Raw genomic sequence first — 24,866 nt, 5'->3', positions numbered from 1 at the left:
TCCGTCCCGGCGGCGCGCCGCGACGGCCTCAGCCCGGGGCCAGGGCGGCCTCCGGCAGCTCCCGGAACCGCCGGGCACCGGCCGTGTCCGCCGCCTGCTCCCGCTCCCGCATCCGCCGGAACGGCCCCTCGGCGGCCGACAGCTCCGCATACGTTCCGCGCTGGACGGCACGCCCGCGGTCCAGCACGACCACCTCGTCGACGGCCTCCAGGCCCGCCAGCCGGTGGGTGATCAGTACGGTTGTCCGGCCCTCGGTCGCCGCGAGCAGGTCGGCCGTGAGGGCGTCCGCCGTCGCCAGGTCCAGATGCTCGGCGGGCTCGTCGAGCACCAGCACCGGGAAGTCCGCGAGCAGGGCCCGGGCCAGGGCGAGCCGGCGGCGCTGGCCTCCGGACATCCTGGCGCCGTGCTCGCCGACGAGCGTGTCCAGACCTTCCGGCAGCCCTTCCACCCACTGCAGCAGCCGGGCACGTGCCAGGGCGGCCAGCAGTTCGGGTTCCTCGGCGGACGGCCGGGCGAGCCGCAGGTTCTCACGGAGTGAGCTGTCGAAGAGGTGCGCGTCCTGTGCGCAGAGCCCGACCAGCCGCCGCACCGCGTCACCGTCGAGCGCGGTGGCATCGGCACCGGCCAGGGTGTAGCGGCCGGACTCGGGGTCCAGGAAGCGCAGCAGCACCTGCGCGAGGGTCGTCTTGCCGGAACCGGACGAGCCCACCACGGCGATCCGGCGCCCCGCTGTCAGGTCGAGGTCCAGCCCGTCCAGGGCGGGCAGCCGCTGCCCCGCGTAGCGGGCCGTCAGGTTCCGTACCACCAGGGGGAACGGTGTGGCGGGCGGGGCGGCGGGCTCGGACGGTTCGCGCACCGGCTCGGGTGCGGCCAGCACCTCCCGGATCCGCCCGGCGGCGCGCCGGGCCCGCTGCTGATGGAGCACCGCGAGGGGGAGGTCGGTGACCGCCTCGAAGGCCGCGAGCGGAAGCAGGACGACCACCGCCAGCGCGACCCCCGCGAGCCTCCCGTCGTGCACCGCCTGCACTCCGGCCCAGGCCGTACCGGCCACGGTGAGCCCGGACACCAGGGCGGAGAGCCCGGCACCGGCACCGGCGGCCGCCGCGGAGCGCCCGGCCAGCCCGGTGAGCTCCGCGTCCGCGCGGCGGGCGTCCTCCGTACGGGCCCGGAGCGCACCGGCCACCGTCAGCTCGGCGGTGCCCGACAGCAGGTCCACGACCCGGGTGGCCAGCACTCCGCGCGCCGGGGCAAGTTGCCGTTCGGCCCGGCGCGACACGGCCCCGGAGAGCAGCGGCACCCCGGCGCCGGCGGCGAGCAGCCCCAGGGCCAGCACGGCTCCCGCTTCCGGCAGCAGCCAGGCGGTGAAGCCGACGGACCCCGCGGAGACGAGCAGAGCCACCCCCACGGGCAGCAGACGGCGCAGGAAGTAGTCCTGGAGGGAGTCGACATCGGCGACGAGCCGCGAGAGGAGATCGCCGCGGCGCGTGGTGCGGAGGCCGGCCGGTGCCAGCCGTTCAAGCCGCCGGAAGACGGCGACGCGCAGATCGGCGAGCATCCGGAAGACGGCGTCATGGGCGACGAGCCGCTCGGCGTAGCGGAACACGGCCCGGCCGATGCCGAAGGCCCGGGTGGCCGTGACCGCCACCATGAGGTGGAGGATGGGCGGCTGCTCGGAGGCCCGCGAGATCAGCCAGCCGGATACGGCCATGAGTCCCACCGCACTGCCGAGCGCGAGGCTTCCGAGTACCAGCGCCAGCAGGAACCGGCCCCGCCGGGCCCGTGCCCGGCTCCGTACCCAGCGCAGCGGGTCCGTGTCCCGTCGCCGCGGGATTCCGGCGGCCCGGCCGGCCGTGCGGACGGAGCCCACCGGCCCGTCCGGTGTCTCCGGCGACGAGCCCGGCGCCTCGCCCCCACCCGCCGGCACGGCCGGAACGGAGGTCCGGACGGGAGGCACCGGGGCGCCGGCGGGTGCCGTCGCCCCGGTCGGCCGGGAGAGCTCCACCACCCGGTCGGCGACCGCCAGCAGGGCCGGCCGGTGCACCGCCATCAGCACCGTGCGGCCCGCCGTCAGCCGGGCGACCGCCGCCACGACCGCCGACTCGCTCTCACCGTCCAGGTTCGCCGTCGGCTCGTCCAGCAGCAGCACGGGGCGGTCGGCGAGGAAGGCCCGGGCAATCGCGATCCGCTGCCGCTGGCCGGCCGAGAGCCCGGTGCCGCCCTCACCGAGAGCGGTTTCGGGTCCTTCGGGCAGGCCGGCGACGAAGTCCAGCGCTCCCGCGGCGCGCAGCGCTTCCCGGACGGCCGTGTCGTCGGCGTCCGGCCGGGCCAGCCGTACGTTCTCGGCGACCGTACCGGCGAAGAGGAAGGGCTGCTGGGGGAGCCAGGCGATCTGCCGGCGCCAGCCGTCGAGGTCCACGGTGGAGAGGTCCGTGTCCCCGAGCAGCAGCCGCCCGTCCGAGGCCTCGGCGAAGCCCAGGACGGCGTGGAGAAGGGTGGTCTTTCCCGCCCCACTGGGACCGGTCAGCGCGACCGTCTCACCCGGCCGGACGGTCAGGGAGGTGCGCGGCAGTGAGGGTTGCGTACGCCCCGGGTGCCGGACGGCGAGATCCTCCAGCCGCAGACCGGCGGCCCGGGCGTCGGGGGCCGGAGCCGTGCCGCCGGCGGACGCCGGCGGGGTTTCCAGTACGGCGAACACCTGGTCGGCGGCGGCCAGCCCCTCGGCGGCAGCGTGGTACTGCGCTCCCACCTGCCGGATCGGCAGATAGGCCTCGGGCGCGAGGATCAGCACCACCAGTCCGGTGAAGAGGTCCAGGTCCCCGTGGACGAGCCGCATACCGATGCCGACGGCCACCAGCGCCACCGACAGGGTGGAGAGCAGCTCCAGGGCGAAGGAGGAGAGAAAGGCGATCCGCAGGGTGCGCAGGGTGGCCCGCCGGTAGTCGGCGGTGATCGCCCGGATCGACTCGGCCTGCGCCTTGGCGCGGCCGAAGACCTTCAGGGTCGGCAGGCCCGCGACCACGTCGAGGAAGTGGCCCGACAGCCGGCTGAGGAGCTGCCACTGCCGGTCCATCCGCGCCTGGGTGGCCCAGCCGATGAGCACCATGAACAGAGGGATCAGCGGCAGGGTCACCACGATGATCGCCGCGGAGACCCAGTCCGCGGTGACGATCCGGGCCAGGACAGCCGCCGGCACCACGACCGCCAGCCCCAGTTGCGGCAGGTAGCGGGCGAAGTAGGCGTCCAGGGCGTCGATACCCCGGGTGGCCAGTGCCGTCAGCTCACCGGTGCGCTGCGAGCTCAGCCAGCCGGGGCCGAGCCGGGTGGCGTGTTCCAGCAGGCGAGTGCGCAGCTCGGACTTGACCGAGGCGCCGGCCCGGTGCGCGGCCAGTTCCGTCAGCCAGGAAACCAGGGCCCGGCCGGCGGAGACGGCCACGAGCAGGAGCAGCGGTGTGGTCAGTCCGTCGGCGTCCAGCCCTTCCCGGAAGGCACCGACGATCAGCTCGGCGAGCAGCACCGCCTGGGCCACCACCAGGCCGGCCCCCGCCAGCCCGAGGGTCACGGCGGCCAGCAGGAAGATCCTGGTGGCGCGGGCGTAACGGAGCAGGCGGGGGTCGACGGGTTTCACGTGAAACAGTCCCTCGGTTTCTCAGTGCGCGTCGGCGAGGTGCTGGGTGCCGATGCGCTTGCGGAAGACCCAGTAGGTCCAGCTCTGGTAGAGCAGCACCAGCGGGGTCGCGATGGCGGCGCACCAGGTCATGATCTTCAGCGTGTACGGAGTGGAGGAGGCGTTGCTGACCGTCAGGCTCCACTCCTCGTTCAGCGTGGACGGCATGACGTTCGGGAAGAGCGTCAGGAAGAGCATCGCCACGGCGGCCACGATGGTGACCCCGGAGAGCGCGAAGGCCCAGCCCTCCCGGCCCCGCTGGTTCATGGCGATGGCTCCGAGGAGCGCACCGGCCGCAGCCAGCATCGCCACCAGGCTCAGGGCGTCACCCTTCTCCCACTGGGTCCAGCCCAGCCAGAGCACCGCGAGTACCGCCGTCGCCAGACCCACCGCCGTCGCCAGCTTCCGGGCCCGGAGCCGGATGTCCCCCACCGTCTTGAGGGCGACGAAGACGGCACCGTGGAACGTAAAGAGGGTGAGCGTCACCAGCCCGCCCAGCAGCGCGTACGGGTTGAGCAGGTCGAAGAAACCTCCGACGTACTCCTTCTGCTGGTCGATCGCGACGCCGCGCACGATGTTGCCGAAGGCCACGCCCCAGAGGAACGCCGGCAGCAGCGAGGTCCAGAAGATCGCGTGCTCCCAGTTGGTCTGCCAGCGGTCCTCATCCCGCTTGTGCCGGTACTCGAAGGCGACACCGCGCACGATCAAGGCGAGCAGGATGAGCAGCAGCGGCAGGTAGAAGCCGGAGAAGAGGGTGGCGTACCACTCGGGGAAGGCGGCGAAGGTCGCTCCCCCCGCGGTGAGCAGCCAGACCTCATTGCCGTCCCAGACCGGCCCGATGGTGTTGATCAGTACCCGGCGCTCCTGCCGGTCGCGCGCCAGCACCTTGGTGAGCACGCCGACTCCGAAGTCGAAGCCCTCCAGGAAGAAGTAGCCGGTCCAGAGGACGGCGATCAGAACGAACCAGACGTCGTACAGTTCCATGTCCAGCTCCTCACTCTCAGTACGAGAAGGCCATGGGCCGGTCGGCGTCGGCGTCGTCCCCGCCGGGACCGCCGATCTTGGTGGGCGGGTTGAGGTCGGCCTCCGTGAGCTCCGGCGGTCCGGCCTTGACGTACTTGACGAGGAGCTTCACCTCGATCACCGCGAGAATCGCGTAGAGCAGCGTGAAGACGCTCATCGACAGCAGCACCTCACCCTGGGTCACCCCTGGGGAGACGGCGTCCTCGGTGCGCAGCACGCCGTAGACCACCCACGGCTGCCGGGCCATCTCGGTGAAGATCCAGCCCCAGGAACTGGCGAGCAGCGGGAAGCCGATGGTGAGCACGGCCAGCTTCCAGTACCAGGTGGTGAGCGCGGCGCCGAGTTCCGTGTTCCGGGTGAGCGCCAGGCGCGGCGGCTCGTCCTCGGCGGTACGGAGCCGGGGAGCCAGCCACAGCTTGTTGCGGGTGAGGTAGAGCCCCACCACGCCGAGGGCGAAGGAGACCATCCCGAAGCCGATCATCCAGCGGAATCCCCAGTAGGCGACCGGGATGTTGGGCCGGTAGTCACCGGGTCCGTACGTGTCCCGCAGGTCCTGGTTCACGTCGTTGATGCCCGGGACCTCGGTCTTCAGATCACCGTGGGCGAGGAAGGAGAGCAGTCCGGGGATCTCGATGGCCACCTTGTTGTGGCCCTCGTCGACATCGCCGTAGGCGAAGACGGAGAAGGGCGCCGGCGCCTCGCTCTCCCACAGCGCCTCGGCCGAGGCCATCTTCATCGGCTGCTGCTCGTACATCACCTTGCTGAGCTGGTCGCCGCTGACGGCGGTCAGCAGACCGCCGACCACCAGGGTGACCAGGCCGAGCCGGAGCGATGTCCGCATCTCGGGGAGGTGCCTGCCACGGCGGAGGTGGACGGCCGCGATACCCACCATGAAGGCGCCGCCGGCCAGGAAGGCCGCGGTGAGGGTGTGGAAGACGACCACGACCGTCGTCTCCTGGGTGAGCACGGCCACGAAATCGGTGAGTTCGGCCCGCCCGGACTCCTCGTTGATCCGGTACCCGACCGGGTGCTGCATCCAGGAGTTGGCGGCCAGGATGAAGTACGCGGAGAGCACGGTGCCGATCGCGACCATCCACATGCAGGCGGCGTGGATCTTCTTGGGCAGCTTGTCCCAGCCGAAGATCCACAGGCCGATGAAGGTCGACTCGAAGAAGAAGGCGATCAGTGCCTCGAAGGCCAGCGGCGCTCCGAAGATGTCCCCGACGAAGCGGGAGTAGTCGGACCAGTTCATCCCGAACTGGAACTCCTGCACGATGCCGGTGACGACGCCCATGGCGATATTGATCAGGAAAAGCCTGCCCCAGAACTTGGTCGCCCGGAGGTACTTCTCCTTGCCCGTCCGCACCCAGGCGGTCTCAAGCCCCGCCACCAGGGAGGCGAGGGAGATCGTCAGCGGCACGAAGAGAAAGTGGTAGACGGTGGTGATGCCGAACTGCCATCGCGCCAGCGTCTCGGGCGCCAAGGCTATGTCCACGGTCCCTCTCCTTCACATCGCGGTAGTCGATGCGTAGATGTCCTGTCGCCTTCCGTCCGTACGGGACAAACAGGAGTGCTTGTGAACGCGTTCACATTCACAAGCACCAGTATGGCGCACCGTTTCCGCCACCACACAACCAGGGGGTGTGCCCTGCGGCACACCCCCGACCTGCGGTTTTTCATGCCCGGACGACCTCTTGACCACGCCGGGCGGCGTCGCTACAGCTCCTTGCGGAAAGCCTCCGCGGCGTTCAGCAGAAGATCGTTCGCCTCGGTCTCACCGATCGTGATCCGGACTCCCTCACCGGGGAACGGCCTGACGACCACACCCGCCCGCTCGCACGCCGCCGCGAACTCCGCCGTCCGCTCCCCGAGCCGCAGCCAGACGAAGTTCGCCTCCGAGGCGGGAACCGTCCACCCCTGGGCGGCCAGCCCCGCGGAGACCCGCCCCCGCTCTCCCACCAGCGCCTCCACGCGTTCCAGCAGCGCCTCCTCGCTGCGCAGCGAGGCCACCGCCGCATCCTGCGCCAGCCGACTCACCCCGAAGGGCACCGCGGTCTTCCGCAGCGCCGCCGCGACCGGTTCGTGCGCCACGGCGAAACCGACCCGCAGTCCCGCCAGCCCATAGGCCTTGGAGAAGGTACGCAGCACACAGACGTTCGGCCGGTCCCGGTAGACCTCGATCCCGTCCGGTACCTGCTCGTCCCGGATGAACTCGCGGTACGCCTCGTCCAGGACGACCAGGACGTCCGACGGCACCCGGTCCAGGAAGCGTTCCAGCTCGGCGCGGCGGACGACCGTGCCCGTCGGGTTGTTCGGATTGCAGACGAAGATGAGCCGGGTCCGCCCGGTCACGGCGTCCGCCATGGCATCCAGGTCGTGCGTCTCATCACCGGCCAGCGGCACCTGCACGGAGGCCGCTCCCGAGATCTGCGTGATGATCGGATACGCCTCGAAGGAGCGCCAGGCGTACATCACCTCGTCGCCGGGTCCCGCCGTGGCCTGGATCAGCTGCTGGGCGACGCCCACGGAGCCGGTCCCGGTCGCCAGATGGGTGGCCGGCACGTCGAAGCGCTCGGCCAGCTCGGCCATCAGCCCGCTGCAGGCCATGTCCGGGTACCGGTTGAAGCTCCCCGCCGCCCCGAGGACGCTCTCCATGACTCCCGGCAGCGGCGGGTACGGGTTCTCGTTGGAGGACAGCTTGTACGTGACCGGCCCGTCCCCCGCCGCCGCCGGCTTGCCCGGCTTGTACGTCGGAATGCTCTCCAGCACACCGCGCAGCCTGGGCATCACCGGGGTCTCGGGGGAGTCCCCCCGCGGATCAGTGTGCATCGACATCCTCCTCGACCGTGCCACCGCCATCAATACTGCTTACCTTATGAGGATTGCGGCTCCGGGCAATGGGCCGGGCACAGTGGAGGAGCGCGCCACGCCTCGGCGCACGCCGGTGGCTCGCGCCCTGGCGCGCATCACTCGTCCAGGTGACTGAGACCTCTTCGAAACAATCAACGTTCGCTGGACAACGCCCCCTTTGGTTCCCAAGAAGAGCAGAAGACTCGTCCTACGCCTGTCTTCCCAAGGTAATTCGTGCAATCAGCCATGCAGAAACGTGCCTCTTGATGACCCATCCCCGGCCCCTTTGGCTCGGCCCCAGTCGCCCTAATATCGGCTGGCCATGACAGCAGCAGAGAAGCACCAGGTGAGCCGGTCGACCGGCCGTCGGCTGGGGCGGGCGGGCATCAGAGATGTGGCCGCCGCCGCCGGTGTCTCGATCACGACTGTCTCCGACGCCCTCAACGGCAAGGGCCGGCTCCCCGACGCCACCCGACGCCATGTCCGTGAAGTGGCCGAGCGGCTCGGATACCGCCCGTCCGCCGCCGCCCGCACCCTCCGCACCGGCAAGTCCGGACTGATCGGCCTGACCGTCACCACCTACGGGGACGAACCCTTCACCTTCACCGAGTTCGCCTACTTCGCCGAGATGGCCCGCGCCGCCACCTCCGCCGCGCTGGCCCGCGGTTACGCGCTCGTCATCCTCCCCGCGACCTCCCGCCACGACGTCTGGTCCAACGTCGCCCTCGACGGCACGGTCGTCATCGACCCCTCCGACCACGACCCGGTCGTCACCGAACTCGCCCGGCAGCGCATCCCCGTCGTCTCCGACGGCCGGCCCGCCGGCTCCGTACCCGTCACCGCCTGGGTCGACAACGACCACGAGGCCGCCGTCCTCGGCCTGCTCGACCATCTCGCCGACGCCGGGGCCCGCCGGATCGGCCTGCTCACCGGCACCACCACGGACACCTACACCCGGCTCTCCACCACGGCCTACCTCTCCTGGTGCGAACGGGCCGGACAGGACCCGGTCTACGAGAAATACCCGGCTCACGACCCACGCGCCGGAGCGGTGGCCGCGGACCGGCTGCTCGCCCGCCCCGACCGGCCGGACGCCGTCTACGGCCTCTTCGACCCGAACGGAACGGACCTCCTCGCCGCCGCCCGCCGCTACGGCCTGCGGGTACCGGACGACCTGCTGCTGGTCTGCTGCAGCGAGTCCACCGTCTACGCCAGCACCGAGCCGCCCGTCACCACCCTCTCCCTCAAACCGCGCCGAATCGGCACCGCGGTCGTCCAACTGCTGATCGACGCCATCGAGGGCCTGGACGAAGGGCGGCGGGTGGAGCAGGTCATACCGACGGAACTGATCGTGCGCACCTCCTCCCAGCCGCGGGCCTCGCGCACGACCGTCAGCCCGCCCCGGTCACCCGCCGAACCGGCCTGACGCGGACGGTCCGGCGGCCGGAGGGCGCATCCGGAAGGGCGGCCGCCCCGGCCCGCCGGGCAAACCGGTACAAAACTCCGGGGTCCCCGCCATCGCGGTGATTGCCGGCTCCCTGGTGCGTCACAACCTGCGAGCAGCATTCCTATGATGGGCGCACGACACCGCGGACCCCTTGATCACGAGGGGCCTCCCCATCCTGAAGTGGGGCGAGTGCCTCCGCCCGCAGGGGAGGCAGGTCCGACCGGTGCACGGCGGCGCGATGGTGGAGGGGTCGATGATCCAGGGGGCCGGTCAGGGACCCGCGGTACGGGGCATGATGGCCATGCCGGTGGTGCCCGTGAACACTGCGGTACCGCCGTACGCGACCGACGACGGCTACACCCCCACCGAACGCAATCTGCCGGTGGTCGGCCGCGCCCCCACCCCGGACGTACCGACGGTCCCTCTCGCCCCGGCGGTCGCCCCCGAGGCCGGAACCGCCTCCGGAAATGGCCCGGGACCGCTGTACGTCGTCGGCGACGTCCACGGCTACCTCGACGAACTGCGCGCGGCCCTGCTCGCCCAAGGGCTGATCGACTCCCAGGACCGCTGGGCCGCGGGCAACACCCGCCTGTGGTTCCTCGGCGACTTCACCGACCGCGGCCCGGACGGCATCGGGGTCATCGACCTCGTCATGCGGCTCTCCGCCGAGGCCGCGGCGGCCGGCGGCTACTGCAAAGCCCTGATGGGCAATCACGAGTTGCTGCTCATCGGGGCCAAGCGCTTCGGCGACACCCCGGTGTCCTCCGGTGCGGGCACCGCCTCCTTCCACGCCGCCTGGCTGCTCAACGGCGGACAGCGCAGCGACATGGACCGGCTGCAGGACCACCACGTGCAGTGGATGGCACGGCTTGACGCGATGGCCGAGGAGGACGGCCATCTGCTCGTCCACTCGGACACCACGGCCTACCTCGACTACGGCGATTCGATCGAGGCCGTGAACGACGCCGTGACCGAAACCCTTCAGCGCGCCGACGCCGAGGAGTGCTGGGACCTGTTCCGCAAGTTCACCAAGCGGTTCGCGTTCCGTGACCAGGGTGGCGCCGAAGCCGTCCGCGCGTTGCTCGGGGCCTACGGCGGACGGCGCATCGTCCACGGTCACAGCCCGATCCCGTATCTGACCGGCCAGGTGGGCAGCGAGGACGGCGAGGACGGCGGTGCGCCCGTCGTCGAGGGACCGCACGTGTACGCGGACGGGCTGGCCGTCGCCATGGACGGCGGTGTCACCATGGCCGGAAAGATGCTGGTGGCCCAACTTCCCCTACCCGGCTGAGGATTACGCGGTTCGCGGCCGGGGCAGGTAGTCAGGTCCACGGTGGGGTCAATTTCCGGCAACACCCTGTCACCGCGCGCCATGGGCGCTCTACCATCGGCTTATCCGCAGCAGGCTCTCTCCTCCGTTTCCGCCCGCCCGCCCGGTGAGAATCGGCGAGCCAGGGCCTACGGAGCATCGGGGGATGCACATGAACAGCGCACCGCATCTGCTTCCCGAGGACCGCCCCGACTTCGCGCGCGTCCTCGACCAGGTTCTGCGCCATGCGAACCGGCGCCCGGAGCTCAGCGCCGTCGGCCGGCGGCTCAACGCCGAGCAGCTGCGCACGAAGGCCCTGGAGGCGGCCCCGGAGATCGCGGCCCGGGCCGCGGCGGAGTACCGGCAATACGTCGAACTCCGTGACGCGTCGCGCCGCGCCCCGCGACAGCAGGACGGCGCGGGCGAGGCTCCGGCCGGCGGGAAGGACGGCAGCGGCGGACACGGGGTCGGCTTCGCCACCGCCGTCGGCGAGGCCGCCGAAAGCTCCGGAGCCGGACTCCTCGCGGTCTTCGCGGTGCTGGCGCCGGTGCTGTCCGGTGCCGCTGCGGCGATCTTCCTGCTGATCGGCTATCTGCTCCATCTGGTCAGCCCCGAGCAGCCCATGGCGGACCCGATCATCAACGCCGGCTGGATCTTCCTCGCCCTGACCGCCGCGGGGATCGTCATCGCCATGTTCGGCCTGCTCCTCACCGCGCTGCGCGACGGCGCCGGCTCCCTGCGGGCCTCCGCCGAGGACGACGGGACCAGCGAGCTGGCCCGGGCCCGGGACGCCTGGCGGCGGGCCCTGCTCGACCGCGGCATCGTGCCGTTCCTGCAGGCGGCCCTGGAGGAGCCGAGGGCGGCCGGACAGGTCATGGGAGGCCCGTACGGCGGTGTTGGGGACACAGCGGGGGTCGCCGAGAGCCGTACGCCCCACCTCGGCTACAGCAGGCCGGGGTTCAGCAGCCCGGCCACGGACACCGGGCAGGGAGGCGGCAGCACCACCCGGGCCGGCTTCGACAGCCCCGGTTTCTCCAGCCCGGACTACGGCGGCCCGGAGCACCAGCCGGAGTAGCCGCCGCCCCGGCCACCCGTTCCACCGCTCGCTCTGCCGGGGGACGGAAGGCCGGGGATGGCGGACCGGCTCGATCAGTCGGCGACCGGGAGATACACCCGGTGGCCCGCCTCCGCGAACTCCCGGGATTTCTCCGCCATACCGGCCTCGATCTCCTCCATCTCCCCGCCGTGCCGCCGGCGGATGTCCTGCGAGATCTTCATTGAGCAGAACTTCGGTCCGCACATCGAGCAGAAGTGGGCCGTCTTCGCCGGTTCGGCCGGCAGGGTCTCGTCGTGGAAGGCCCGTGCCGTGTCCGGATCGAGAGCCAGGTTGAACTGGTCCTCCCAGCGGAACTCGAAGCGTGCGTCGGACAGCGCGTCGTCCCAGTCCTGGGCTCCGGGGTGGCCCTTCGCCAGATCCGCCGCGTGCGCCGCGATCTTGTACGTGATGACGCCGGTCTTCACATCGTCGCGGTCGGGCAGGCCCAGATGTTCCTTGGGTGTGACGTAGCAGAGCATCGCCGTCCCCCACCAGGCGATCATGGCCGCGCCGATGCCCGAGGTGATGTGGTCGTAGCCGGGCGCCACATCGGTGGTCAGCGGGCCCAGCGTGTAGAACGGGGCCTCCTCGCAGATCTCCTGCTGGAGGTCGATGTTCTCCTTGATCTTGTGCATCGGGACATGGCCCGGGCCCTCGATCATCGTCTGCACCCCATGGGCCTTGGCGACGGTGTTCAGCTCGCCCAGCGTGCGCAACTCGGCGAACTGCGCCTCGTCGTTGGCGTCCGCGACGGAACCGGGCCGCAGCCCGTCACCGAGCGAGAACGTCACGTCGTAGGCGGCCAGGATCTCGCAGAGCTCCTCGAAGTTCTCGTAGAGGAAGCTCTCCTTGTGGTGGGCCAGGCACCAGGCGGCCATGATGGAACCGCCGCGCGAGACGATGCCCGTCTTCCGGCGGGCCGTCAGCGGGACGTAGCGCAGCAGGACCCCGGCGTGGACCGTCATGTAGTCCACACCCTGCTCGGCCTGTTCGACGACGGTGTCCTTGTAGATCTCCCAGGTCAGCTCCTCGGCGCGGCCATCGACCTTCTCCAGGGCCTGATAGAGCGGCACGGTGCCGATGGGAACGGGGGAGTTGCGCAGCACCCACTCGCGCGTGGTGTGGATATTGCGTCCGGTGGACAGGTCCATGACGGTGTCGGCTCCCCAGCGGGTGGCCCAGGTCATCTTCTCGACCTCCTCCTCGATGGAGGAGGTGACGGCCGAGTTGCCGATGTTGGCGTTGACCTTCACCAGGAACCGCTTGCCGATGATCATCGGTTCGGTCTCGGGATGGTTGACGTTGGCCGGCAGCACCGCACGCCCCGCCGCGATCTCCTCGCGGACGGTCTCCGGGGAGACGTTCTCCCGGAGCGCGACGTACTCCATCTCGGCGGTGATCTCGCCCCGTCGTGCGTAGGCGAGCTGGGTGACGGGGGAACCGTCCCGGCTGCGGCGGGGGCGCCGCGGCCCGCCGGGGAAGACGGCGTCGAGATTCCGCAGGCCGCCCCCGGGGCCGGTGGCCCTGAGGCCGTCGTCCTCGGGGCGCGGCGGCCGCCCGTCGTATTCCTCGGTATCGCCGCGGCCGGTGATCCAGCCCTCCCGGAGCGGTGCCAGGCCGCGCCGGACATCGGTGTCGACCGCGGGATCGGTGTACGGGCCGGACGTGTCGTACAGCGTGACGTCGCGGCCGTTGGTGAGGTGCACCCGCCGTACCGGAACCCGCAGGTCCGGGCGCGAGCCGGTCAGATGGTCCTTGTGCCATCCGATCGGCCGGTTCCCGTTCCCGCCCGGTTCCTGGGCAGACGTGTGCGCATCCTGAAAGGTCATGAGACCTACTCCCTACGCCGGCATTACCCGGTAACAGGTTCGGCGGTCGGCGCAGCGGCTTCCGCAACGGCAGGGCCGGTCCCGGCCGCTCCGTGTACGGAGGTCAGCGCCCTCTCAGCCCGGTGCTCCGAGCTCCCGCGTGTGCAAAGGCGGTCCCCACGCTAACGCCGTCCCGGCGTCGATGACCAGAGGGCCCCTCTTCTTGCGATGATCTGGCGGTGACCCCGATGACCGAAAGCCACGCGCACACCCACGCCCACGGCCCCGCGACCCCCGTGTCCCGGAGACTGCGCAAGATCATCGCTGCGGTGCTGATCCCGTTCGCCGCGGCCGTCGCCGCCGGGCTGCTGATGCTCTGGCCCGGTGGCGCGCCGGGGCACGAGCCGAGTGGTGTCGGCATGGACCGGCAGATGGAACAGGGCGAGGTCGTCGCGGTCGAGAAGGTGAAGTGCTCCGACGTGAACGCGGGAGGCGGACAGCCGCCCGGCGAGGAGCGGCCGGAGACACCCGGCACACCGGGAGAGGACCGCGGTGACAGCTGCGAGAAAGCAACCGTGCGGGTCACCACCGGCGACGACGAGGGACGCGAGTTCACCGAGATCGTGCAGCCGGACTCCACCCGCCGGCTCAGCGAGGGCCAGGGCGTGATCGTCGCCTACGCGCCGGACGCGCCCCGGGAGTTGCAGTACTCGGTGACGGACGTGGACCGTGAGGTTCCCATCTCCCTGCTCGCCGCACTCTTCGCACTGGCCGTGGTGGCGGTGGGCAGGCTGCGCGGCCTGTTCGCGCTGGTCTCGCTGGTCGTCAGCTTCGGGGTGCTCACGCTCTTCATCCTCCCCGCGATCCTCCAGGGGCAGAATCCCCTGCTCGTCGCGGTGATCGGCAGCAGCGCCATCATGCTGGCCGCGCTCTATCTCTGCCACGGGCTGACGGCCCGGACGTCCGTGGCCGCCCTGGGCACGCTCATCTCACTGCTGTTGATCGGCATTCTGGGCTCCGTCTTCATCGACTGGGCGAGGCTGACCGGGAACACCTCGGACGAGACAGGGCTCATCCACGGTCTGTACCCGGACATCGAGATGAGCGGCCTGCTGCTGGCCGGTGTCATCATCGGTTCACTGGGCGTGCTCGACGATGTGACGGTCACCCAGACCTCGGCGGTGTGGGAGCTGAAGCAGGCGGATCCGACGATGTCGGCGCGGCGGCTGTACCGGGCGGGCATCCGGATCGGGCGCGACCACATCGCGTCGGTGGTCAACACCCTGGTGCTGGCCTACGCGGGTGCCGCCCTCCCGCTGCTCCTGCTGTTCTCCATCGCACAGAGCAGCGTCAGCACGGTCGCACTGAGCGAGGTTGTGGCCGAGGAGATCGTCCGGACGCTGGTGGGCAGCATCGGGCTCATCGCCTCGGTGCCGGTCACGACCGGCCTCGCGGCGCTCGTGGTCTCGGCGGACCGGTCCGCGGCGGCCGTCCCGGCGCCGGGAAGCGGTACGGAGGCGGGGCCGCCACGGCGTACGGAAGGCGGGCGGGGTCGCGGCCGCCGCCGCAAACCGTGAGCGGACCGGCCCGGGTCGCCTTCCGTGGCAGCCGGCCGCTCAGCCCGCGTTGCGGGCCTGGGAGAGGATGCGGTCGAGTGTCTCCGCCAGCCGGTCGTCGAAGTCTCCGGCGGACTGCTCCTGCCCCATGGGGACGATGCGGTCGGTCCGGTCGAGGAAGGCGACCAGCGGGGCCGCGCCCGCCCGGAAGGTGGCACGGTCCTCGCCGACCTGAAGCCGGATGAAGACGTCGGACAGCACACCGGGGGTGGCGGGAGCGATGTGCACGTCCCCGTCACCAGTAGGCGCGCTGAGCCCGTCCAGCAGCAGATCGCGGGCGAATGCCCAGGTCACCGGTGCGTCGCCGGGCAGATGGAAGGTGAAGCGGACCGCGAAGGGGTCGGCCGGCTCGTACTCCAGCTCCACCGGAATGCGGAAGGAGAGCTCCTCGGAGACGAGGAAGCTCATCATCAGCTCTGCCTGAATCGTGTCGCGCATGGTCCACTGCCCCGTGTCGCTCGGGTGGCCTGTCCTGGAGCCTCCGCGGCCCTCCTGACGTCATGGTGCTCAACGCTCTGGCGGGACCGCTAGGAGTGGTGGTTCGGGTACTTCAGGTGCGGGCGGGGCCACAGGGAAGTCCGCCCAGTGCGCAGCGTAGCCGTTTCGGAGCAAGGAGTTGCTGACCGCCATGGTGTGAGGCGGAGAAAGACGGCGGGAGACCGCACCGCGGTGTGTGCCCCGGCTCGTCGGCCGGGGCACACACCGCGGGTGAGGACACGGACAACCGTGCGGTGGAAACCGCCCGGGGCGGGGACTCACCAGTCGCCGCGCGAGGATCCGTCCCCTGACGACGTGCTGAATTTCCTCACCACGTAGACCAGTCCGGCCACCAGGGCGGCGAACACCAGGACCTTGAACAGCAGTCCGATGACGAAACCGACCACATTCGCGATCAGGCCGCCGAACACGATGAGCGCCAGGACCGGAACGGCCACCCACTTCACCCACCACGGCAGACCTTCGAAGATCTCCTTGACCGCCACTGTCGTTCCCCTGCCTCCCGATCACGGAGCCGGGACCTCCGGCCGCTTCCGATGCTAGACGCGCCCGAGGCGCGGCGGAGGGGCCGCTGCCCCCGTCCTTCCCTGACCCGTCCCCTACGGGGTCCGCGGGCGCGCGGCCGGTCAGCTCTCCGGGGGAGAGAAGACCACCATGACCCGGAGGTCCTCGCTGATGTGGTGGAACTTGTGCGGGACCCCGGCCGGTACGTAGACGACACTGCCGCGGGCCACCGTGGTGGTCTCCGTGCCGACCGTGATCGAGCCGCGGCCGGTGATGACGAAGTAGATCTCGTCCTGCCGGTGCGGCTGCTGGGGGTCGGTGGATCCCGCGTCGAGCGCGTACAGCCCCGCGGACATGTTCCGTTCGCGCAGGAACTGCAGATAGGCGCCCTCGTTCGCGGCGCGTTCCCCGTCGAGCTCGTCCAGCCGGAAGACCTTCATACCCACCCCTCGCTCCGCCTCTCGGCTCAGCCTGTTCCGTCTGGGACGATCACACCATGACGAACTTCGTAGTCAAGACACTCGCCAACGCCGCGGCTCTGGCCGTGGCCATCTGGCTGCTCAAGGACATCACGCTCACCGGGGACAGCACGGGCGACAAGACGCTGGCGCTGTTCCTGGTCGCGCTGATCTTCGGTGTGGTGAACATCGTGGTGAAGCCGGTGGTACAGCTGCTGTCGCTGCCGCTCTTCATCCTCACCCTCGGTCTGTTCACCCTGGTCGTGAACGCGCTGATGCTGATGCTGACCTCCTGGCTCGCGGATCAGGTCGATCTGCCCTTCCACGTCGAGGGCTTCTGGACCGCCGTGCTCGGCGGCCTGATCATTTCCGTCGTCTCCTGGGCGGTGAACGTGGTCCTGCCCGACGGTGACTGACCGGGAACGAAGCCGCCTGACGATGATGGACGGATGAACGAGATGACCGGAGACGGAACCCGCAGCGTCCGGGCAGGGCTCCCCGAACCGGTGGCGTACGAACCGGCCATGCCCGGGCCGGTGTTCGCCGCCCACTACCACCTGCCCGGCGAACCGGTCGGCCCCTACACCTACGGCCGCGACGAGAATCCGACCTGGACCCGGCTCGAAGAAGCCATCGGAGAGCTGGAATCCCCGGGTACCGCGGCCGAGACCATCCTCTTCCCGTCCGGGATGGGTGCCGTCTCGGCCGTACTGCTGTCCCAGGTACGCAGCGGAGATACCGTGGTGCTGCCCAGCGACGGCTACCAGGCCCTCCCGCTGGTGCGGGAGCGGCTGGAGGCCTATGGCATCGAGGTGCGCACCGCACCGACGGCGGGGGACGCACAGCTCGGGCTGCTCGACGGTGCCAAGCTGCTGTGGATCGAGAGTCCGTCCAACCCCGGCCTGGACGTCTGCGACATCAGACGACTGGCGGAGGCGGCGCATACGGCGGGTGCGCTGGTCGCTGTCGACAACACGCTGGCCACACCGCTCGGTCAGCGCCCTCTCGACCTGGGTGCCGACTTCTCCGTGGCCAGCGGCACCAAGGCACTGACCGGACACGGCGATGTGCTGCTGGGCTATGTCTGCTGCCGTGATCCGGAGCGGGCCGCGACGGTGCGGAAGTGGCGCAAGACCGCGGGTGCCGTGACCGGCCCTCTGGAGGCCTGGCTCGCCCATCGCTCACTGGCCACGCTCCACCTGCGGGTCGACCGGCAGGCGGTGACCGCCCTCGCGCTGGCCGGGGCTCTGCGCGAACGTCCGGAGGTGACCGGGCTGCGCCACCCAGGGCTTCCGGACGACCCCGCCCACCCGGTCGCCGCGGCGCAGATGCGCGCCGGGCGCTTCGGCTGCGTCGTCTCCTTCGCCTTGCCCGACCGGGCGTATGCGGAGCGCTTTCTGGCCGCCTTGCGGCTGGTTGACGAGGCCACGAGCTTCGGCGGCGTGCGCTCAACGGCCGAGCGACGCGGCAGGTGGGGCGGGGACGCCGTGCCGGAGGGCTTCATCCGTTTCTCGGTGGGGGTCGAGGACACGGAGGACCTGCTCGCCGACGTGCTGCGTGCTCTGGACGAGGCGGCCGGGGCGGCGGCCGCGGGCCGACCGGAGCCGGGAGCCGGCTGACCGGCCACAACGGCCGGACGGCTCGAACCTCCCCCCTCGTGGTTCGAGCCGTCCTCGGTTCCGCGCGCGAGAAACCGCTTCCACAAGGCTAGTTGACGTTAAGTCATTGTCCAATCACCCTGACAGCACAAACCCGCCGGCGAGGTACCGCCGTCCACCCCTCGGGGGTTCCCGCCCGCGGTTCAGCAACTCGACGGCCTGTTTTCGGACCCGTCCGACTGCGGCCCTCCGAAGCAGCGCGCATCGGCCACAGGTGTTTCGAACCGGCCGCACTGGGCCACATCAATCCCATGACCGAACGGTTGGTGGTCAAGCGCACCGCCCGCGCCATTCTGCTCGACGGCGACCAGATGATCCTGATCAAGCGAACGAAACCCGGCCGCCCTCCGTACTGGATCACGCCCGGTGGCGGAGTGGAGCCGGAGGACGCCACCGTCGTCGACGCCCTTCACCGGGAGGTGGACGAGGAACTGGGGGCGAAGATCACAGATGCGGTCCCGGCCTTCGTCGATACCGTGGAGCACACTGCGGAAGACGGCATGGCCGGAGTGAAGGTGCAGCACTTCTTCCTCTGCCGACTGGAGTCGATGGACCTGTCACGACGGCACGGCCCGGAGGTCGACGAGCCGAGCGGCGAGTACGACATCGTCCGGATTCCGTTCACCCGCGTCGGACTCGCGTCTGTCGACATCGTGCCACTGTCACTGAGGCACTACCTGGACGGCAATATCGAGGGTGTACGGGCACTCCATGCGCCGGATCTGGGCTGAACAGCGCCCCCTTCCGTTTCACGTGAAACGGAAGGTCCCGTCGTCCCGTTTCACGTGAAACGGGTCCAGTCCACCGATTCGACCCCACTTTTCTTGGACTCGCAACCATGAACACCCTCGTAATCCGCCCGGCCGGCCCGGGCGACCTGGCTCCCATCGTCGCCATGCTGGCCGATGACCCGCTCGGCGCCCGGCGTGAGTCCCCGGACGACCTGACTCCGTACCGCACCGCGCTCGACCTGCTCACGGCCGACCCCAACCAGTACCTCATGGTGGCCGTACGGGACGGCCGGCCGGTCGGCACCCTGCAACTCACGATCATCCCTGGGCTTTCCCGCGGGGGAGCCACCCGCGCACTGATCGAGGCCGTACGGATTCACGCCGACGAGCGCGGCAGCGGGCTCGGCGCCCGCCTCATCGAGTGGGCCGTCGACGAGTCCCGCCGCCGGGGGTGCGCGCTGGTGCAGCTCACCTCGGACGCCACCCGCACCGACGCTCACCGCTTCTACGAGAAGCTGGGTTTCACCGGCTCTCACGTCGGCTTCAAGCTGTCCCTCTGAGTCTTTTACGTCCCCGGTTTCGGGGGATCACTCCCTCGGGCCGGGGACGGCCGGCCGCCAGCCGTCCCGGTCCACTCCGCCCGGCACCGGCGACGAAGGGTCGTAGGGCTCACGCGTGAAAACGAAGCTGCCCAGGTCCAGATGGCTGAGGGAACCGTCCGGCCGGCGGACGGCGCGCAACGTCTCGCCGAGGTAGTAGCCGTCCAGGCCGGTCCAGGTGCCGTCCTGGGCGGCCCGAAACCGCGAGGTGCGGCCCACGCCGGTGAGCGCGGTGAGTTCCAGGGCTCCGCCGGAAAGCAGCCGGAGCGCAAAGGGGGTGGGCCCCCAATACCACGGGCCGGTGAGTTCCAGCAGATCCGGCCCGGCCTCGGGCAGCGGTCGCCACGGCTCCGGGATACGCGGCTCGCGTTCCGCCACGATCTCCACCAGATCTGCCGCCGCCTGGCCGACCGCGGGGCCGGAGGTGACGTTGGCGAGCACCAGAGCGGCGACATCGTCCTCCGCGCTGATCCACAGCGTCGCCAGATAACCCGGAAGCGAACCCGTGTGGCCGCAGAATGCACGCCCGTTCCGGCGGAACAGCTGCAAGCCCAGCCCGTATCCCGCGTCCCAGCCCCCGGGTACGGGGACCGTGGCGGGACGGCGCATCTCGGCCACCGTCTCCGGGCCGAGTACGCGTGCGTCACCGTGCATGAGGAAGGCCGCGAAGCGGCCCAGGTCCGCGGTCGTGGACCACAGCTGACCGGCGGGAGCCATGATGCCGAGGTCCTCGGCCGGTTCGGGCAGCATCACGTCCGCCCACGGATGCACTGCCCAGCCGTCGGCATGGGGAGCCCTGGGCCGCACGCCGGTGCGTGTCATCCCCAGTGGTTCCAGCACCTCTTGGAGGAGCACCTTTTCCCACGGCTCTCCGCGCAGTCTCTCCACGAGCGAGCCGAGCAGGGTGTAGCCGGGGTTGGAGTAGTGGTGCACCCGGCCCGGAGGGTGCACCACCGGCCGGTCTCCCAGCACATCCGGAAGCCGGGGCCGCAGCTCCCCCGGAGTCCGCTCCCACCACGGTCCCGGCGCCTCGGCTGCCAGCCCGGCGCTGTGGGACAGCAGTTGGGCAATGGTCACCTGCCCCACACCGGTGCCCGGCAGATGCTTCTCCAGCGGATCGTCGAGCCCGATGAAGCCCTCCTCCCGCAACCGGAGCACCAGCACCGCGGTGAAGACCTTGGTGATGGAACCGACGCGGTACTGCGTTCCGTCCCCCGGGGTCCCGTCCGCCGCCGAACCGCGCCCTCCGCTCCAGACGGTGCGACCGCCGCGCACCACGGCCCCCACCAGGGACGGTGCCCGGCCCTCGGACTGGGCCACGGCGATCCGGTGGTACAGCGCGCGGGCCGTTTCCGGCAGCAGATCTTCGAAGGATGCAGTCATGGGCCAACTCAAGCAGGCCGGATCAGGTCTGTGCCATGTCGACGAAGCGGGAGTAGTGGCCCTGGAAGGCGACGGTGATGGTGGCCGTCGGTCCGTTGCGGTGCTTGGCCACGATCAGGTCCGCCTCCCCGGCCCGGGGAGACTCCTTCTCGTAGGCGTCCTCGCGGTGCAGCAGGATCACCATGTCGGCGTCCTGCTCGATGGAGCCGGACTCGCGGAGGTCGGAGACCATCGGCTTCTTGTCGGTCCGCTGTTCGGGCCCTCGGTTCAGCTGCGACAGCGCGATGACCGGGACTTCCAGCTCCTTGGCGAGCAGCTTCAGGTTCCGGGACATGTCCGAGACCTCCTGCTGGCGGCTCTCGGGCCGCCGCGCCCCGCCGGACTGCATCAGCTGGAGGTAGTCGATCACGACCAGTTGCAGGTCGTTCCGTTGCTTCAGCCGCCGGCACTTGGCGCGGATCTCCATCATGGAGAGATTCGGGGAGTCGTCGATGTAGAGGGGGGCCTGGGAGACGTCGGGCATCCGGCGGGCGAGCCGGGTCCAGTCCTCGTCGGTCATGCTGCCGGAGCGCATGTGGTGCAGGGCCACCCGCGCCTCCGCCGACAGCAGGCGCATGGCGATCTCGTTGCGGCCCATCTCCAGGGAGAAGATGACGCTCGGCATGTTGTTCTTGATCGAGCAGGCCCGGGCGAAGTCCAGGGCCAGGGTCGACTTGCCCATCGCCGGGCGGGCCGCGATCACGATCATCTGGCCCGGGTGGAGCCCGTTGGTGAGTGAGTCGAGGTCGGTGAAACCGGTCGGCACTCCGGACATCTGGCCGCTGCGGGAGCCGATCGCCTCGATCTCGTCGAGCGCGCCCTCCATGATGTCGCCGAGGGGGAGGTAGTCCTCGCTGGTGCGCTGCTCGGTGACGGCGTAGATCTCCGCCTGGGCATTGTTGACGATCTCGTCGACATCGCCGTCGGCGGCGTATCCCATTTGCGTGATGCGGGTGCCCGCCTCGACGAGCCGGCGGAGCACCGCGCGCTCATGGACGATCTCGGCGTAGTACTCGGCGTTGGCGGCCGTGGGAACCGACTGGACGAGGGTGTGGAGATACGAGGCTCCACCGACCCGCGTGATCTCGCCGCGCCGGGTCAGTTCGGCGGCGACGGTGATCGGGTCGGCCGGCTCGCCCTTGGCGTAGAGGTCGAGGACGGCCTGGTAGACCGTCTCGTGCGCGGGGCGGTAGAAATCGCTGCCCTTGAGGACCTCCACCACATCGGCGATGGCGTCCTTCGAGAGCATCATGCCGCCGAGGACGGACTGCTCGGCGTCCAGATCCTGGGGCGGCACCCGCTCGAAGCCGGAGCCTCCGCCCGGCCCGGACCAGGGGTCCTCCCGGCCGCGGTCGTGCTGGTCGGGGCGGCCGCGCTCACCCCGGTGGGCGGGTCGCGACGCGGGCAGCCGGTCCCCCGGGCGGACGTCCGGCGCCCAGGCGTCTTCCGTGTCCGGCTGGGTCATTCCGGCACCTCCTCCCGTCCGCGACGCGGACTGTTCGCCACCCTGCGAACCTCCTCGCCGTGCGACTCCTTCTTACGGCACGGCTCTGACACATGGGATGCTCGACCCCCGTGGCGGCGCATCGAGTTCAGTGCGGTGGCCGGACCACCGTAGAGCCGGAGGAGCACAGGACCAAGAAAGTTATCCACAGGGTGTGTGGACGACGGATCGCATCCTGTGGAGAACTCGGCGCAACCTGTGTACGAGCCGGGGGACAGTCCTGTGGACAGTACGCCAATCACACCATCATTACCGCCCTGACCTGCTGTTTCACCATCCACCGGCTGTGCAGAAGAAAAAAATCCGCAACCCGGCCGAGATCACGGCAAAGAGACCCCCGCGGACCGCCGGAGTACCGTCCCGGTAAGGGCTGTGGATAAACTCCGTCCCTTACCTGTGGAAGATTGGAGCCGTCGGTCATGACCCAGGCCCCCGCACCGCCCCGGCCGGGCCGCAGCCACGACCGCGAGATCGTCTCACTCGCGCTCCCCGCCTTCGGCGCCCTGGTCGCGGAGCCCCTCTTCGTCATGGCCGACAGCGCCATCATCGGCCATCTCGGCACTCCGCAGCTGGCCGGTCTCGGCATCGCCGCCGCACTTCTCATGACGGCCGTCAACGTCTTCGTCTTCCTCGCCTACGCCACCACCGCCGCCGTGGCCCGCCGCGTCGGAGCCGGAGACCTGTCCGCCGCGATCCGGCAGGGCATGGACGGCATCTGGCTCGCCCTGCTCCTCGGGACCGGCGCCGTCGCCGTCGCGCTCCCCGCCGCACCCTGGCTCATCGGTCTCTTCGGCGCCTCCGGCACGGCCACCCCGTACGCGGTCACCTATCTGCGCATCAGCGCGCTCGGCATCCCGGCGATGCTCGTCGTCCTGGCCGCCACAGGCGTGCTCCGGGGGCTGCAGAACACCCGCACCCCGCTGCACATCGCCGTGGGTGGATTCACGGCGAACGCCGCTCTCAACGCCCTGCTCGTGTACGGCGCCGGTCTCGGCATCGCCGGCTCCGCCTGGGGCACCGTGATCGCCCAGTCCGGCATGGCCGCCGCTTATCTCACCGTCGTCGTGCGGGGCGCCCGGCGGCACGGCGCCTCGCTGCGGCCGGACGCGGCCGGGATCCGCGCCTGCGCGCGGGCCGGGGCGCCGCTGCTGGTCCGCACCCTCTCCCTGCGCGCCATCCTCGTGATCGCCACCGCGGTGGCGGCCCGGCTGGGGGACCCGGAAGTGGCCGCCCACCAGATCGTGCTGACGCTCTGGTCGCTGCTGGCCTTCGCGCTGGACGCGATCGCCATCGCCGGGCAGGCCATCATCGGGCGCTACCTGGGCGCGGGGGACACCGCGGGTGCGCGGGCCGCCTGCCGCCGCATGGTGCAGTGGGGCGTCGCCTCGGGGGTGGTGCTGGGACTGCTGCTGGTCCTGGCCCGGCCCCTGCTGCTGCCGCTGTTCACCGAGGACGAGGCCGTCCACGCACTGCTCCTGTCCGCACTGCTGGTGGTGGCACTCGTCCAGCCGGTGTCGGGGGTCGTCTTCGTGCTGGACGGGGTACTGATGGGCGCCGGGGACGGTCCGTACCTGGCCTGGGCGATGCTGGCCACCCTCGCCGTCTTCGCCCCGCTCGCGCTCTCCGTACCGGCGCTGGGCGGCGGCCTGACCGCGCTGTGGTGGGTGATGGGACTGATGATGACCGTGCGGCTGGTCACCCTCGGCCTCCGCGCGGCCTCCGGCCGCTGGATGGTCACCGGTGCCGTACGGGGCTGAGAGGCTCGTACGGCGTCTGAGGGCTCCGTACGGCCCAGTGCCGCCCCCCGGGCGGCCGGAAGCACGCCGTGCCCGGGCTGAGCGGGACGGGAGACGGTCCCGGTGCGGGACGGCGGTGACAGCGGTGACGGCGCTCCCGGACGCGCCGCGGGGCCGTACCCCCCGGTGAGGAGGTACGGCCCCGCATACGCCCTGCCGAGCGCCGCGATCAGGCGGCGACGACCTCGACGCCCACCTTGGCGGCGACGTCGGCGTGCAGACGCACGGACACCTGGTGCGCGCCCAGGGTCTTGATCGGCGCACCGAGCTCGATGCGGCGCTTGTCCACGTCCGGGCCGCCGGCCTGCTTGATCGCCGAGGCGATGTCGGCCGGGGTGACGGAACCGAAGAGACGGCCGGAGTCACCCGAGCGGGTGGCCAGGCGGACCTTCACGGACTCCAGCTGGGCCTTGACGGAGTTGGCCTGCTCGATCGTGGCGATCTCGCGGATCTTGCGGCCGCGGCGGATCTGCTCGACGTCCTTCTCGCCGCCCTTGGTCCAGCGCATCGCGAAACCGCGCGGGATCAGGTAGTTGCGAGCGTAGCCGTCCTTGACGTCGACGACGTCGCCCGCGGCGCCGAGGCCGGAGACCTCGTGGGTGAGGATGATCTTCATTTCTCGGTCACCCTTCCCTTATCGCGCGGACGAGGTGTAGGGCAGCAGCGCCATCTCACGGCTGTTCTTGACGGCCGTGGCGACATCGCGCTGGTGCTGGGTGCAGTTGCCGGTGACGCGGCGGGCACGGATCTTGCCGCGGTCGGAAATGAACTTCCGCAGCATGTTCGTGTCCTTGTAGTCCACGTACGCGGTCTTGTCCTTGCAGAACGCGCAGACCTTCTTCTTCGGCTTGCGCGGAGGCGGCTTCGCCATTGTCTCTCTCCA

At 70.6% G+C, this 24,866-nt stretch carries 21 protein-coding genes and 1 riboswitch; of the genes, 9 read left to right on the top strand and 12 right to left on the bottom strand.

Annotated features, from left to right (window positions below; genetic code table 11):
- Positions 1 to 28: 28 nt before the first annotated feature.
- From cydD to hisC, 4 genes are all read right to left on the bottom strand, one after another.
- Positions 29 to 3,625 (bottom strand): thiol reductant ABC exporter subunit CydD, encoded by a 3,597-nt coding sequence (cydD, locus tag KBZ10_RS01890; RefSeq protein WP_210985657.1) that lies wholly within the window; start codon positions 3,623 to 3,625, stop codon positions 29 to 31.
- 21 nt (positions 3,626 to 3,646) lie between these two features.
- On the bottom strand, positions 3,647 to 4,648 hold the full coding sequence (gene cydB / locus KBZ10_RS01885; protein ID WP_210985656.1) for a cytochrome d ubiquinol oxidase subunit II: 1,002 nt from the start codon (positions 4,646 to 4,648) through the stop codon (positions 3,647 to 3,649).
- 16 nt (positions 4,649 to 4,664) lie between these two features.
- Entirely contained in the window at positions 4,665 to 6,182 is a 1,518-nt protein-coding gene (locus KBZ10_RS01880) for a cytochrome ubiquinol oxidase subunit I (RefSeq protein WP_210985655.1), read from the bottom strand.
- Positions 6,183 to 6,403: 221 nt separating this feature from the next.
- Positions 6,404 to 7,474: a histidinol-phosphate transaminase gene (gene hisC, locus KBZ10_RS01875; protein WP_210985766.1), complete on the bottom strand. Its 1,071-nt coding sequence runs from the start codon at positions 7,472 to 7,474 to the stop codon at positions 6,404 to 6,406.
- Positions 7,475 to 7,859: 385 nt separating this feature from the next.
- Between hisC and KBZ10_RS01870 the strand changes: the two genes are divergently transcribed.
- The 3 genes from KBZ10_RS01870 (at position 7,860) to KBZ10_RS01860 (ending at position 11,368) form a co-directional block, all read left to right on the top strand.
- Positions 7,860 to 8,963, top strand: coding sequence for a LacI family DNA-binding transcriptional regulator (locus KBZ10_RS01870; RefSeq protein ID WP_210985654.1), 1,104 nt, complete (start codon positions 7,860 to 7,862; stop codon positions 8,961 to 8,963).
- A gap of 259 nt (positions 8,964 to 9,222) precedes the next feature.
- On the top strand, positions 9,223 to 10,275 hold the full coding sequence (locus KBZ10_RS01865) for a metallophosphoesterase (RefSeq protein ID WP_210985765.1): 1,053 nt from the start codon (positions 9,223 to 9,225) through the stop codon (positions 10,273 to 10,275).
- 190 nt (positions 10,276 to 10,465) lie between these two features.
- Positions 10,466 to 11,368 carry a hypothetical protein gene (locus KBZ10_RS01860; RefSeq protein ID WP_307847116.1) on the top strand — a complete coding sequence of 301 codons (903 nt, stop codon included), beginning with the start codon at positions 10,466 to 10,468 and terminating at the stop codon, positions 11,366 to 11,368.
- A gap of 74 nt (positions 11,369 to 11,442) precedes the next feature.
- Here the strand turns inward: KBZ10_RS01860 and thiC are convergent, their stop codons facing one another.
- Positions 11,443 to 13,218, bottom strand: coding sequence for a phosphomethylpyrimidine synthase ThiC (gene thiC, locus KBZ10_RS01855; RefSeq protein ID WP_247701609.1), 1,776 nt, complete (start codon positions 13,216 to 13,218; stop codon positions 11,443 to 11,445).
- A riboswitch (TPP riboswitch) is annotated at positions 13,211 to 13,367 on the bottom strand. (Overlaps the previous gene by 8 nt.)
- 78 nt (positions 13,368 to 13,445) lie before the next feature.
- Here thiC and KBZ10_RS01850 point away from each other — a divergent pair.
- Complete coding sequence (locus KBZ10_RS01850) at positions 13,446 to 14,774, top strand: YibE/F family protein (RefSeq protein ID WP_210985763.1); 1,329 nt, start codon at positions 13,446 to 13,448, stop codon at positions 14,772 to 14,774.
- Between the two features lie 39 nt (positions 14,775 to 14,813).
- On the opposite strand, the gene KBZ10_RS01845 is transcribed toward KBZ10_RS01850, so the two are convergent.
- From KBZ10_RS01845 to KBZ10_RS01835, 3 genes are all read right to left on the bottom strand, one after another.
- Complete coding sequence (locus tag KBZ10_RS01845) at positions 14,814 to 15,251, bottom strand: SsgA family sporulation/cell division regulator (RefSeq protein WP_210985652.1); 438 nt, start codon at positions 15,249 to 15,251, stop codon at positions 14,814 to 14,816.
- Positions 15,252 to 15,568: 317 nt separating this feature from the next.
- A complete protein-coding gene (locus tag KBZ10_RS01840) occupies positions 15,569 to 15,796 on the bottom strand; it encodes a DUF5326 family protein (protein ID WP_210985651.1) in 228 nt (75 codons plus the stop codon).
- Positions 15,797 to 15,937: 141 nt separating this feature from the next.
- Complete coding sequence (locus KBZ10_RS01835; RefSeq protein WP_210985762.1) at positions 15,938 to 16,255, bottom strand: cupin domain-containing protein; 318 nt, start codon at positions 16,253 to 16,255, stop codon at positions 15,938 to 15,940.
- A gap of 56 nt (positions 16,256 to 16,311) precedes the next feature.
- Here KBZ10_RS01835 and KBZ10_RS01830 point away from each other — a divergent pair, with 56 nt between their 5' ends.
- From KBZ10_RS01830 to KBZ10_RS01815, 4 genes are all read left to right on the top strand, one after another.
- Positions 16,312 to 16,689 (top strand): phage holin family protein, encoded by a 378-nt coding sequence (locus KBZ10_RS01830; RefSeq protein ID WP_210985650.1) that lies wholly within the window; start codon positions 16,312 to 16,314, stop codon positions 16,687 to 16,689.
- A 33-nt stretch (positions 16,690 to 16,722) separates the two neighbouring features.
- A complete protein-coding gene (locus KBZ10_RS01825; RefSeq protein WP_374223287.1) occupies positions 16,723 to 17,892 on the top strand; it encodes a cystathionine gamma-lyase in 1,170 nt (389 codons plus the stop codon).
- A gap of 290 nt (positions 17,893 to 18,182) precedes the next feature.
- Positions 18,183 to 18,662 (top strand): NUDIX domain-containing protein, encoded by a 480-nt coding sequence (locus tag KBZ10_RS01820; protein WP_210985649.1) that lies wholly within the window; start codon positions 18,183 to 18,185, stop codon positions 18,660 to 18,662.
- A gap of 107 nt (positions 18,663 to 18,769) precedes the next feature.
- Positions 18,770 to 19,222 (top strand): GNAT family N-acetyltransferase, encoded by a 453-nt coding sequence (locus KBZ10_RS01815; RefSeq protein WP_210985648.1) that lies wholly within the window; start codon positions 18,770 to 18,772, stop codon positions 19,220 to 19,222.
- Positions 19,223 to 19,249: 27 nt separating this feature from the next.
- Here KBZ10_RS01815 and KBZ10_RS01810 read toward each other — a convergent pair whose 3' ends face one another.
- Both KBZ10_RS01810 and dnaB read right to left on the bottom strand, forming a co-directional pair.
- Complete coding sequence (locus tag KBZ10_RS01810; RefSeq protein ID WP_210985647.1) at positions 19,250 to 20,644, bottom strand: serine hydrolase; 1,395 nt, start codon at positions 20,642 to 20,644, stop codon at positions 19,250 to 19,252.
- Positions 20,645 to 20,666: 22 nt separating this feature from the next.
- Positions 20,667 to 22,148 carry a replicative DNA helicase gene (gene dnaB / locus KBZ10_RS01805; RefSeq protein ID WP_210985646.1) on the bottom strand — a complete coding sequence of 494 codons (1,482 nt, stop codon included), beginning with the start codon at positions 22,146 to 22,148 and terminating at the stop codon, positions 20,667 to 20,669.
- Positions 22,149 to 22,606: 458 nt separating this feature from the next.
- On the opposite strand from dnaB, the gene KBZ10_RS01800 reads away from it, so the two are divergent.
- A complete protein-coding gene (locus tag KBZ10_RS01800; protein ID WP_210985645.1) occupies positions 22,607 to 23,944 on the top strand; it encodes an MATE family efflux transporter in 1,338 nt (445 codons plus the stop codon).
- Between the two features lie 208 nt (positions 23,945 to 24,152).
- On the opposite strand, the gene rplI is transcribed toward KBZ10_RS01800, so the two are convergent.
- On the bottom strand, positions 24,153 to 24,599 hold the full coding sequence (gene rplI / locus KBZ10_RS01795; RefSeq protein WP_210985644.1) for a 50S ribosomal protein L9: 447 nt from the start codon (positions 24,597 to 24,599) through the stop codon (positions 24,153 to 24,155).
- Between the two features lie 18 nt (positions 24,600 to 24,617).
- Positions 24,618 to 24,854: a 30S ribosomal protein S18 gene (gene rpsR, locus KBZ10_RS01790; protein ID WP_004950692.1), complete on the bottom strand. Its 237-nt coding sequence runs from the start codon at positions 24,852 to 24,854 to the stop codon at positions 24,618 to 24,620.
- Between the last annotated feature and the right edge of the window lie 12 nt (positions 24,855 to 24,866).

This window comes from Streptomyces sp. F63 (assembly GCF_018070345.1).
Taxonomy (GTDB): Bacteria; Actinomycetota; Actinomycetes; order Streptomycetales; family Streptomycetaceae; genus Streptomyces.
Note: the sequence above shows the minus strand (reverse complement) of the source record. Positions and strands in the feature narration are given on the sequence as shown.

Bases quoted from the DNA above. Each gene is read 5' to 3' on its own strand.
- cydB (WP_210985656.1), bottom strand. From the start codon at position 4,648: ATGGAACTGTACGACGTCTGGTTCGTTCTGATCGCCGTCCTCTGGACC.
- hisC (WP_210985766.1), bottom strand. From the start codon at position 7,474: ATGCCCAGGCTGCGCGGTGTGCTGGAGAGCATTCCGACGTACAAGCCG.
- KBZ10_RS01870 (WP_210985654.1), top strand. From the start codon at position 7,860: ATGACAGCAGCAGAGAAGCACCAGGTGAGCCGGTCGACCGGCCGTCGG.
- KBZ10_RS01865 (WP_210985765.1), top strand. From the start codon at position 9,223: ATGGTGGAGGGGTCGATGATCCAGGGGGCCGGTCAGGGACCCGCGGTA.
- KBZ10_RS01860 (WP_307847116.1), top strand. From the start codon at position 10,466: ATGAACAGCGCACCGCATCTGCTTCCCGAGGACCGCCCCGACTTCGCG.
- thiC (WP_247701609.1), bottom strand. From the start codon at position 13,218: ATGACCTTTCAGGATGCGCACACGTCTGCCCAGGAACCGGGCGGGAAC.
- KBZ10_RS01850 (WP_210985763.1), top strand. From the start codon at position 13,446: ATGACCGAAAGCCACGCGCACACCCACGCCCACGGCCCCGCGACCCCC.
- KBZ10_RS01845 (WP_210985652.1), bottom strand. From the start codon at position 15,251: ATGCGCGACACGATTCAGGCAGAGCTGATGATGAGCTTCCTCGTCTCC.
- KBZ10_RS01835 (WP_210985762.1), bottom strand. From the start codon at position 16,255: ATGAAGGTCTTCCGGCTGGACGAGCTCGACGGGGAACGCGCCGCGAAC.
- KBZ10_RS01830 (WP_210985650.1), top strand. From the start codon at position 16,312: ATGACGAACTTCGTAGTCAAGACACTCGCCAACGCCGCGGCTCTGGCC.
- KBZ10_RS01825 (WP_374223287.1), top strand. From the start codon at position 16,723: ATGAACGAGATGACCGGAGACGGAACCCGCAGCGTCCGGGCAGGGCTC.
- KBZ10_RS01820 (WP_210985649.1), top strand. From the start codon at position 18,183: ATGACCGAACGGTTGGTGGTCAAGCGCACCGCCCGCGCCATTCTGCTC.
- KBZ10_RS01815 (WP_210985648.1), top strand. From the start codon at position 18,770: ATGAACACCCTCGTAATCCGCCCGGCCGGCCCGGGCGACCTGGCTCCC.
- KBZ10_RS01810 (WP_210985647.1), bottom strand. From the start codon at position 20,644: ATGACTGCATCCTTCGAAGATCTGCTGCCGGAAACGGCCCGCGCGCTG.
- dnaB (WP_210985646.1), bottom strand. From the start codon at position 22,148: ATGACCCAGCCGGACACGGAAGACGCCTGGGCGCCGGACGTCCGCCCG.
- KBZ10_RS01800 (WP_210985645.1), top strand. From the start codon at position 22,607: ATGACCCAGGCCCCCGCACCGCCCCGGCCGGGCCGCAGCCACGACCGC.
- rplI (WP_210985644.1), bottom strand. From the start codon at position 24,599: ATGAAGATCATCCTCACCCACGAGGTCTCCGGCCTCGGCGCCGCGGGC.
- rpsR (WP_004950692.1), bottom strand. From the start codon at position 24,854: ATGGCGAAGCCGCCTCCGCGCAAGCCGAAGAAGAAGGTCTGCGCGTTC.